Genomic DNA, 10,202 nt, shown 5'->3' with positions numbered 1-10,202 from the left:
GGGATCCGGAAAAGGCCGCAATGTTACTTTGAGCTCCCAATACATATAACAAAGGCTTAGCAGCCACCATCTTTAAAATATCCTCGGCACTGTTCGTTAGTGACGGCAACTGGTGCAGGATTACAAGCCCGGCCTCGTCAATATCAGTTTTGGACACCTCGCCCGCGAAGGCTGTCTTGATCGAATAATTTTTATTGATCTCTACAGACTGTTTAATAGCAGCGATGTCCGGATGGGGCGAGTTGGCAAGTATCAGCACCTTTTGCCTCCCATCGATGACCTCTACAAAAATAGTTTGGCTATTATTTCTTATCGACAGTTCGTTTGAGATCGGCGACAGACGAATATTGTATTGCTGGATGCCCTTACTCTTTGCAAGCAGGCTAATTGGAACGGTCAGCCGGAATTCATTTGAATTTACAGCAATAGCCCGTGAAAAAACCACTCCTCCCTTGTCGGATACGGTGAGAACACTGGAACTTCCCGGTGCCTGGTAAGCCTCCACAGTAATTTCAACCTGGAATTGGTTGTCGAGATAGGTAATGTTGTTATAATTGACATTAGAAATGAGCAAGTCCCTTTTCGCTATAGTATCACCCATCGCAACAGTATAGATCGATGATTTCAGGTTTCGTGCCTCATACTCAGGGTTAGGACCTCGGTTATAAATACCGTCACTTCCAATGATCAGCGCACCGATATTACGGTTTGAAAACTGGTCTTCAATAAGCTTAAATACAGACGAGATATCGGTAACCGGGGCGTTAAAGGAAAGATCAAGACCATTCTTAACGCCTGAGCCAAAGCTAAACGAACGAACGTCATAATCTGCTGAAAGCTCCTCTTCAAGCTTCTTTAAATTGGCAACATATGATTTATCATTGAAATCTTTGGTCTTCGAAACCAGGATAGACGCGGAATTATCTTGTGCGATAATGATCAATGGTTTCTCAACACTCGTATTTACATTTCGGATCAGGGGTGCAAAAAGTAGGAAAGAAAGGATCGTTACCGCAAGGGTTCTTAAAGCGAATAAAGAATTTCGGATATGCTTCTTAAGATGTGAAGACGAGCCGTACAAAAGCATCGCATAACCTATGCCTAATGTCAGGCACCCCAAAAGCCATAAAAAAGAAGTAGACGTAAATTGAAGCTGGAGTAACAATGGCATAGTTATAAAAATATGCCTTTTTTCGGTAAAGCCTTATTCTCTTTGAAACTTTAACTAAAAGACCCTCTAAGCTATCTTAAAATCAGGAGATGCTATAGCAACAATTTGTTTACGTCGGTGCTGTTCAGTTTTCAGTTTCTCTCATCCGTCTCTTGACTCGCAATCAAGGCAATTCTCAACTCTCCACGTCCACCTGCCTGCCGGCTGGCAGGCTCTCCACTTACTACAGCATTCCCCCATCAACCGGAATAACCTGCCCGGTAATATATCCTGCCATATCTGACCCAAGGAAAACACATAGATTGGCTACATCATCCGTTTCTCCTGCCCGCTTTAAGGGAATAGCCTGTGCCCAGCCTTCTACCACCTTTGGATCTAATACTTCAGTCATTTCGGTACGGATAAAGCCGGGTGCAACTACGTTGGAGCGAATATTTCGCGATCCGAGCTCTTTGGCTACTGATTTAGAAAACCCTATAATTCCGGCTTTAGATGCTGCATAGTTCGCCTGACCTGCATTGCCCTGAACCCCTACAACAGAGCTCATGTTAATGAAAACACCTTTACGATTCTTCATCATTATTTTGGAAGCAGCCTTAGTGATGTTAAAGACAGATTTAAGATTGATATTTAAAACATCATCCCAGTTTTCTTCTGTCATGCGCATCAGAAGGCCATCCTTTGTGATACCTGCATTATTTACTACTACATCAAGGGAGCCGAAATCTGCTACGATATCATTAATCAGTTTTTCAGAGTCTTCGAATTTTGAGGCATCAGAACGATAGCCTTTTACTTTTGTACCAAAGCTCTGCAGCTCCTTTTCAAGAGCTTCACCCTGCTCGACAGATGATAAATATGTGAACGCGACATCAGCGCCATGCTCAGCGAATTTTTCCGCGATCTTACGGCCAATACCTTTAGACGCTCCAGTTATTAATGCGATCTTCCCTTCGAGTAGTTTCATAACATATATTTAGAACTGTGAAATTAGGACTTTTTGGAAAAATAAAGGCAATTTTATGGATGAAGGTTTTTGGCGGAGTTTTAACCGCAGAGGTCACAGAGTTTTTCGCAAAGGACGCAAAGTAAAATGCTGGTTTGATAATTTCATTTTTTTCAACATTTAGTGTAACTCTTTCTCTGCGACCTCTGCGGGTACCTTTGCGTTCTCTGCGGTTAATTATAGTACCAATATGGATAAAGTTGAAAAGTTTTATGACCAGTTAAGCAGCAAGTATTACATCAGGATGCGCACGATTTTCACACCCCTGTCAACTGGCATTTGCAGCAATTGGAAAAGGCTGGATTTAAGGAGACAGACCTGATCTGGAAATATCTCCTGTGGGCCGTGATCTGGGCGAGGAAGTAAAATTCTGAAAACATGAGAACAATTTCAAGGGCTGTTGGTTAGGAGATAAATTATTTCTTATGACCACTGCAAAGATCATCCGCCACCGCCATAAATATCATCATTACATGAATGACGATCTTAAAGATGTTAAAGAGGAAACATTTTTCAAGATCGTATTTTCATATCCTAAAGAGTTCGATCTGTTTAACTTCTGGTGTATCGATAATAAGGGAGAATATGACTACGATAAGGAGCAAAGCTGTCAGAGGGGATCACTTCCGAAGATCAAGATTTTTAAAGACGAGATTTGCTGGTGTGATATTATGACCTATTACCTTATCCACGTTGCCGGTTATAGCTTCCATTCGGTTATTGAACCATACAAAGGCGAAGTTTACGTGAAGTAACTGGATTCAAGCAGGGATAAACTTCATTGATAAGGAATTCACACAGTGCCGCGTGTTTTTAGGCGTAAACCTTTCACCTTCAAAAACATGGCCCAAATGTGCACCGCAGGTATTGCATAATATTTCTGTTCTGCGTCCATCTGCATCGGTAAGACTTTTTACTGCTCCCGGGATCTCATCATCAAAACTTGGCCATCCGCAATTGGATTCAAATTTATCTTCCGAGCGGTAAATAGGCGTGTCACAACGTTTGCATACATAAGTACCCGGCTGTTTATTCTCAAGCAATTCGCCTGTAAAAGGCCTTTCGGTACCTTTGTGGAGGATAATGTATTCTTCTTCGGGGGTTAACTTATTGTATTCCATAAAAAGCGGTTTATTCAAAGATAACACAGCACTGAATAAAGAGTTTATATAGCAGGAGAAATGACTTTAGACAAACGATGTTGCTGGTCGCTGTGCTAGCGGCTTAGATTTACTTCTCCCGAAGGGTATAACTTATTTCCACATTAGCTACTCCCTTACCGAACATGCCGATCTTCTTGGCAGCTGCTTGTGAAAGGTCGATTATGTAGAATCTGCTATGCGGGCCCCTGTCGTTTACCCTGACTTCGACGGTCCGGCCATTATCGACGTTTGTTATGTTAACTATAGTTCCGAATGGCAATTTCAGATGTGCAGCCGTTAATTTCTTATTGCTGAATACTTCTCCGTTAGCGGTTCTGCGGCCGTGAAATTTGTTGGCGTAATAAGTAGCTTTTCCGGTTACAGTGATTAAACCTGATGTGTTAATATTCCTCCGCTCGGGCTCTCCTGATGCTGTCGCAAAAAGCGTAAAGAGCATAAAAATTAGAGTTTTCATATGCTTCATTCATTTGTTGAACGGCTGCAAAGATGGGGTTTTTCGCCCGAATGACCAAATACGCGAATTTCCTAGCTGCAAACTCTACATAAATATTAGTCCTACCCACACTGAAAATGCGCTATAACTGCTACTCAATGATGGTGGTCCTGTTTCTGATAATGTCCTTTTAAAACATCTTCCCCGAAATCATTCATAAGGTCACGCACGACAGTATGCACATGATTGGAATTGTTCTGTGTATTATCGTATTCAATTAGTAAAACCTTTCCCTGGATCCTGTAATAATGTCCGCCGCCTGGTGTCAGGCTACCTGCCCATGCAAAGTGTAAATTATCAAGACCGGCTTTTTGTATGTTTGCCAGGAACTTCCCGGAGAATTCTGAGGCAAAATTTCTGATGTAAACGTCCAGCAACTGCATAAAAATCTTTTTCTGAGACGCATTTAGTTCCGTGAATTGAATTCCGGGAGGGCTGAGCAGTGAAGCCTTCCGGCTGTTTCCGGTGATAATTTCGGCGGGGGCCTTTTCAGCGAAACGGGTTTTTTTCAGTTGCACTTCATTCAAAGAGTTCAGCAGTAAAAACCCCAGTTCCATTTCCTTCTTGAGAATTTGTGTGCCTTTTTTAACGCCACTATTCACAGTACCCGGATTAGATCCCAAAAACGATGGAGTGGCTGAAACAAGAACACCTTGAATGGATGAAAAATTTAGAGAGATATGGTGCCCTTCAAACCGCCAACCCCATTCTTTTGATGACGAAGGTTCCCCAAAAATGCTCAGATGATAATTCATGGGATCCCGGTGATTGTCGGCCAAAGCACGGTTTTCCAGCACTTTTAAAACATTTTCCAATTCAATAATACCGCTCACCTTTTGATAACCCTGATCACTTAAAGAAGCTCTTAATAAGGAGATCGCGGCATTTTTTTGTTTTTCATCAAAGTCACGGAACGACGGACCCCGCCTCGCAATCGGGACAAAATTCCAGTTAAATCGCTCCGCATCGCCAAAGCTAAACTGGGCTTTTGCTCTTAAGTCAGGAGATAGTGTATTTAAAAATGCTTCAGCTTTCTTTGCCAGATTCTGACCGCTTGAAGGGATTGCCGTTAAAACAGAAATAGCCATGGCTATTCCGAATAAAAGCATTTTAAACTTTATCATATACTAATATAATTAAATAAAGCCTATCGCGATAATTTGCAGTTTGATTCGCGAGTTTAGGTGTTAAAACCTTCCTTAACAAAAAAACCGGCCATTCGCCGGTTTTGGATATTATGGTTTCAGATACCTGATACTTAATACTTGCTACTTAATACTTGTTACTTATTTCGCCAGCTCTTCCGCCATTGCAGCGCCAATTTCAGCTGGTGATTCAACAACGCGGATACCGCATTCTCTCATGATCTTCATCTTTGCAGCTGCTGTATCGTCATCACCGCCTACAATAGCTCCTGCGTGACCCATACGGCGTCCCGGAGGCGCTGTCTGGCCAGCGATAAAGCCTACAACCGGCTTAGTACCATTTTCTTTGATCCAGCGTGCAGCCTCTGCTTCCATGCTTCCCCCAATCTCGCCGATCATAACAATTCCTTTAGTTTCAGGGTCGTTCATCAATAATTCTACAGCTTCTTTAGTTGGAGTACCAATGATCGGGTCACCGCCAATACCGATTGCTGTAGTAATACCTAATCCAGCTTTCACTACCTGGTCAACTGCTTCGTAAGTTAGGGTACCTGATTTTGAAACGATACCAACACCACCTTTCTTGAAGATAAATCCTGGCATGATACCAATTTTCGCTTCGTCAGCAGTGATGATACCCGGGCAGTTAGGTCCGATTAAACGTGAATCCTTATCAGCCAGATATTCCTTAACCAAGATCATATCCTTGGTTGGGATACCCTCAGTGATACAAACAATTACTTTGATCCCAGCTTCAGCAGCTTCCATGATCGCATCTGCAGCAAATGCCGGCGGTACAAAGATGATAGATACGTTAGCTCCAGTCTTGTCGACCGCATCTTTCACAGTATTAAATACGGGCCTGTCAAGATGGGTTTGACCACCTTTTCCGGGCGTTACACCACCTACTACCTGTGTTCCGTATTCAATCATTTGCGAGGCATGGTAAGTGCCTTCGTTTCCTGTAAAACCCTGAACAATAACTTTAGAATCTTTATTAACCAGTACACTCATTGGATATATTTTTGTACCGCAAAGCTAACAGAATAGGCCATAATCTCAAAAGGTAATTGGGAAAAAGAATTGTAATAGGTTGCTTCGCTTCGCTCGCAATTACAATACACCTGGAATAACAGCGAAGTCAAAACCAGAATGCAAAAATAAGTCGTGTCATTGCGAACGGAGCGACGCAACTGCATTTACTTTGAAAACTGTGTCATTGCGAGCGAAGCGAAGCAACTAACCTTCACTAATCAAATCCCCGGTCTTCGGGTCGGTAGCCCGCTTATAAGCTTCCTGATCAAACTCTTTCTCGCTTTTAGCGATGACAACCGCAGCTACGCCGTTCCCGATCAGGTTGGTTATCGCCCTGGCCTCCGACATGAACCGGTCGACACCCAGTAAAATAGCAATGCTTTCTATGGGAATGACTTTCAAGGCGGTAAGAGTGGACGCGAGCACGATAAATCCGCTGCCTGTAACGCCCGCCGCTCCCTTGGACGTGATCATTAATACGCCAATAATTGTCAGCTGCTGGCTAATAGTAAGATTGATGTTAAATACCTGAGACAGGAAGATGACCGCCATGGAAAGATATATCGATGTCCCGTCGAGGTTGAAGGAATAGCCTGTTGGGATCACCAAACCAACAACAGGTTTAGAGCAGCCGAATTTCTCCATCTTCTGCATCATGCTGGGCAGAGCCGATTCTGAGGATGAGGTACCCAGTACGATCACAATTTCCTGCCTGATGAATTTGAGATATTTCCAAAGACTGAATTTAAAAATGTAGGCGATGATATTAAGAACCCCGAAAATGAACAGGATCATGGTCATGTAAACCGAGATCATCAGTTTTCCCAAAGGATAAAGGGTCTCAATCCCATAGGTCCCAATCGTGAAAGCCATTCCGCCAAAGGCGCCAAAGGGAGCGAGTTTCATGATCATCTTCATGATGTTAAAGATGACCTGCGAGAGCTTTTCAAAGGTATTGATCAGGGAAGTCCCGGTTGAACCCATACGGCTTAAAGCGAAACCAAAAAGCACCGCAAAGAACAGGATCTGGAGGATATCTCCTTTTGCGAATGATTCAAAAATATTCTTGGGAACAATATGAGCGACGAACTCCAGCCAGTTCATTTCAGCAGCTCCATCTTGAAATGGCTGAATTTTAGCGATATCCGGATGCGTGGATCGTATATCCACCCCTTTACCGGGCTGAAAAATATTTGCTACTAATAGTCCGATTACGATGGCAAGAGTAGTAATGACCTCGAAGTATAAAAGCGCCTTCCCACCTACCCGGCCAACTTTTTTCATATCGCCCATTTGCGCGATCCCAAGAACAATGGTAAAAAAAATGATCGGCGCAATAAGCATGCTGATCATATTGATAAAAGTCTGGCTGATCAGCTTAGCAGTAGGAGCAAATCCGGGAAAGTTTAAACCGACCAATACTCCAATAACAATAGCAACAAGTACCTGAAAGGTAAGATGGGTGAGGACGCGCTTCATGGACTGGATCTGAACTTGAAAAACTAAGGTAATAAAAAGTTATACGTTATACGTTTTACGTTATAAGTACCTAAACGCTGTGCTAGTGACCGCGCTAACCGCCCAGACGTAAAACGTATAACGTAACACGTATAACTCATTCTCTTTCTATTCCCTCTGAATTAAACTGAAGATCGTAGAGGCGCTTATAATATCCATCTATCTTTAACAACTGCTGGTGTGATCCCATTTCTTTGATTTCTCCATGATCCAACACGATGATCCTATCGGCATTCTGAATAGTCGACAAGCGGTGAGCGATAACGATAGAGGTGCGGCCTTCCATCAGTACTGTGATAGCGTTCTGTATGAGCTCTTCAGTTTCAGTATCAACCGATGCCGTAGCTTCATCCAAAACAAGTATCCGGGGATTATAGACCATGGCCCGTATGAACGATATCAATTGAGCTTGACCGACAGAAAGGGTGGCGCCGCGTTCCATCACGTTGTAATCGAATCCACCGGGAAGCCGCTGGATAAATTCTTCCGCTCCGACCTCTTGCGCTGCGATGGTAAGCTGCTCCCGGGTGACCTTCTTGTTATTCAGATTGATATTGTTGGCTATGGTATCCGAAAACAGAAACACGTCCTGCAAGACAGTTGCGATATGCGAACGCAGGTAGCTCAGCTCATAGTCCCGTATATCGACGCCGTCAATTGTTACGGTCCCTTTATTGATTTCATAGAACCGGTTCAGAATATTGATAGTCGAAGACTTTCCGGCACCGGTGGCACCTACAAGCGCTAGTGTTTCACCGGGCTTCACATGAAATGATATATTCCGCAACACCCAGTTCTCATCGTTGTAAGCAAACCACACATTCTTAAACTCAATATCGCCTTTTAAGGTTTCCGGTTTATGTTTCCCTATATTTTCGGTCTTCTCCTGAGTATCAAGCACATTAAATATCCTTTCCGCGCCGACCATCCCCATTTGGAGGGTGTTGAATTTATCTGCAAGTTCCCGGATTGGCCGGAACAGCATGTTGATGAACATGATAAATGAAACCACTACACCGGGCGTGATCCTGTCAGCAAGAATTGACTCCGATCCCCACCATACCAATAAACCTAAAGACATAGCTGAAATAATTTCGACAACCGGGAAGAAAATAGAATAATACCAGTTAGAGCGGATATGTGCATCCCTGTGTTTCGCATTGATACCCTTGAACTTCCGCATCTCCTGATTCTCCCGGGCAAAATATTGTATGATCTTGATCCCGGTAATATGCTCCTGTAAAAAGGTATTGAGGTTAGAAACTTGAGTACGCACCTCCTGGAATGCAGATTTGATAGCTTCCTTGAAAACGTATGAAGCCACAATTAGAAAGGGCATCGGTATTAGGACCACAAGCGTCAGCTCCCAATCGGTATATAGCATTACAGCAATAATGGCTACGACCTGCAGAATGTCTCCGATGATCACTATAAGTCCTTCCGAAAAGATATCCGCTATGGTTTCGAGATCAGATACAGTACGCGTGATAAGCTGTCCAATGGGTGTGCGATCAAAATACTTCAATCGCAGACTGCTTATGTGGTTAAAAACATTGATCCGCAGGTCCTTAATAACCGACTGGCCCAGAACATTGGTATAAAAGGTGTGAAAATATTGAACAAAGGTTTGCACAAGCAAAAGGCCAACCATTATAAGGGTCATTTTTAACAAGCCCGAACTATCGTTTTCTACAATATATTTATCCAGCGTTAGCTGAATTAACCACGGCCTGATGGGCGCCAGGCCCGCAAGAATAACTGTCAGCAACATCGACCACACGAAGATCCTGCGGTAAGGACCTACATATTGAAATATCCTTTTCAGGAGACTTACATCAACAGCTTTTCCGCTAATTTTTGCCATTGGTTGAAATGTATGTGAGCGGGTGCGACTTTGATAAATATGGGTAGCTAACTTCGGTGAGGTGAAGGCCGCAGGCTGGAACAGACTCACCGGCATTGGATCTGTTCTTGCTTTCTATTATAGCTCTGATCTCTTCAGGCTCTATCTCCCTTTTACCTACCTTCATAAGGGTTCCAACAATAGCCCTGACCATATTACGCAGGAAACGGTCAGCGGAAATGTAAAAGATCATTCCATCATCAGTTTTAATCCATTCAGCCCTTGATATCTTGCAATTATTGGTGAACGTCTGGGTATTTGATTTGCTGAAGCAGCTAAAATCGGTATAGCCTTTAATAATTTCGGCGGTCTTGTTCATCAGATGGACATCCGGAATGTCCCTGAGCAGCCAGGATAAATTATGTTTAAACGGATCCTTCTTAAAATGAATATGATACTCATAAGAGCGGTTCGTCGCATCAAAACGGGCATGAGCATCAGGCTTTACTTCAATGATTGTTTTTGCGGAGATATCATAAGGCAGCAGTGAGTTCAGGCTAAGTAAAAAACGAGGATCCATCATATCCGTCTGGCCTTTGAGATCAAAATGTGCGAAAAGCTGTCGGGCGTGGACACCGGTATCGGTTCGGCCGCAGCCTAAAGTCTCCACTTCTTCCCTGCATACAGTGGACATGGCTTTATTTAATACCTCCTGAACGGAATGGGCGTTTTTCTGGATCTGCCAGCCATGATAGGCGGTGCCGTTATAGGCAATTTCTATAAAATATCTCTTTGCAGTGTCCAAGTTGCAAATGTAAAGAAGAAGTA

The 10,202-nt window shown here is 43.2% G+C and carries 9 protein-coding genes and 1 pseudogene; 1 reads left to right on the top strand and 9 read right to left on the bottom strand.

Features of this window, described 5'->3' with window-relative positions; all coding sequences use genetic code 11:
* Positions 1 to 1,171 (bottom strand): annotated as a pseudogene (locus WKF69_RS14990) (hypothetical protein); the annotation flags it as partial.
* A gap of 223 nt (positions 1,172 to 1,394) precedes the next feature.
* The gene (gene fabG, locus WKF69_RS14985) at positions 1,395 to 2,138 is read right to left on the bottom strand and encodes a 3-oxoacyl-[acyl-carrier-protein] reductase (RefSeq protein ID WP_340382881.1); all 744 of its coding nucleotides are present in this window, start codon (positions 2,136 to 2,138) and stop codon (positions 1,395 to 1,397) included.
* Positions 2,139 to 2,602: 464 nt separating this feature from the next.
* Between fabG and WKF69_RS14980 the strand changes: the two genes are divergently transcribed.
* Positions 2,603 to 2,932, top strand: a complete 330-nt coding sequence (locus WKF69_RS14980) for a hypothetical protein (RefSeq protein WP_340382880.1) — start codon at positions 2,603 to 2,605, stop codon at positions 2,930 to 2,932.
* A gap of 6 nt (positions 2,933 to 2,938) precedes the next feature.
* Here WKF69_RS14980 and WKF69_RS14975 read toward each other — a convergent pair whose 3' ends face one another.
* The 7 genes from WKF69_RS14975 to truA all read right to left on the bottom strand — a co-directional run bounded on the left by WKF69_RS14975 (position 2,939) and on the right by truA (position 10,179).
* A complete protein-coding gene (locus WKF69_RS14975) occupies positions 2,939 to 3,298 on the bottom strand; it encodes a methionine-R-sulfoxide reductase (RefSeq protein ID WP_340382879.1) in 360 nt (119 codons plus the stop codon).
* Between the two features lie 109 nt (positions 3,299 to 3,407).
* Positions 3,408 to 3,794, bottom strand: coding sequence for a septal ring lytic transglycosylase RlpA family protein (locus tag WKF69_RS14970; protein WP_340382878.1), 387 nt, complete (start codon positions 3,792 to 3,794; stop codon positions 3,408 to 3,410).
* A gap of 134 nt (positions 3,795 to 3,928) precedes the next feature.
* Positions 3,929 to 4,957, bottom strand: a complete 1,029-nt coding sequence (locus tag WKF69_RS14965) for a DUF3500 domain-containing protein (protein ID WP_340382877.1) — start codon at positions 4,955 to 4,957, stop codon at positions 3,929 to 3,931.
* A 162-nt stretch (positions 4,958 to 5,119) separates the two neighbouring features.
* Positions 5,120 to 5,992 carry a succinate--CoA ligase subunit alpha gene (gene sucD, locus WKF69_RS14960; protein WP_340382876.1) on the bottom strand — a complete coding sequence of 291 codons (873 nt, stop codon included), beginning with the start codon at positions 5,990 to 5,992 and terminating at the stop codon, positions 5,120 to 5,122.
* Positions 5,993 to 6,217: 225 nt separating this feature from the next.
* Positions 6,218 to 7,492 (bottom strand): C4-dicarboxylate transporter DctA, encoded by a 1,275-nt coding sequence (gene dctA / locus WKF69_RS14955; RefSeq protein ID WP_340382875.1) that lies wholly within the window; start codon positions 7,490 to 7,492, stop codon positions 6,218 to 6,220.
* A gap of 136 nt (positions 7,493 to 7,628) precedes the next feature.
* A complete protein-coding gene (locus WKF69_RS14950; RefSeq protein ID WP_340382874.1) occupies positions 7,629 to 9,395 on the bottom strand; it encodes an ABC transporter ATP-binding protein in 1,767 nt (588 codons plus the stop codon).
* Complete coding sequence (gene truA / locus WKF69_RS14945) at positions 9,382 to 10,179, bottom strand: tRNA pseudouridine(38-40) synthase TruA (RefSeq protein ID WP_340382885.1); 798 nt, start codon at positions 10,177 to 10,179, stop codon at positions 9,382 to 9,384. Before truA ends, WKF69_RS14950 begins: the two co-directional genes overlap by 14 nt.
* Between the last annotated feature and the right edge of the window lie 23 nt (positions 10,180 to 10,202).

Origin of the sequence: Daejeonella sp., assembly GCF_037719425.1 — a bacterium.
Taxonomy (GTDB): domain Bacteria; phylum Bacteroidota; class Bacteroidia; order Sphingobacteriales; family Sphingobacteriaceae; genus Daejeonella.
Note: the sequence above shows the minus strand (reverse complement) of the source record. Positions and strands in the feature narration are given on the sequence as shown.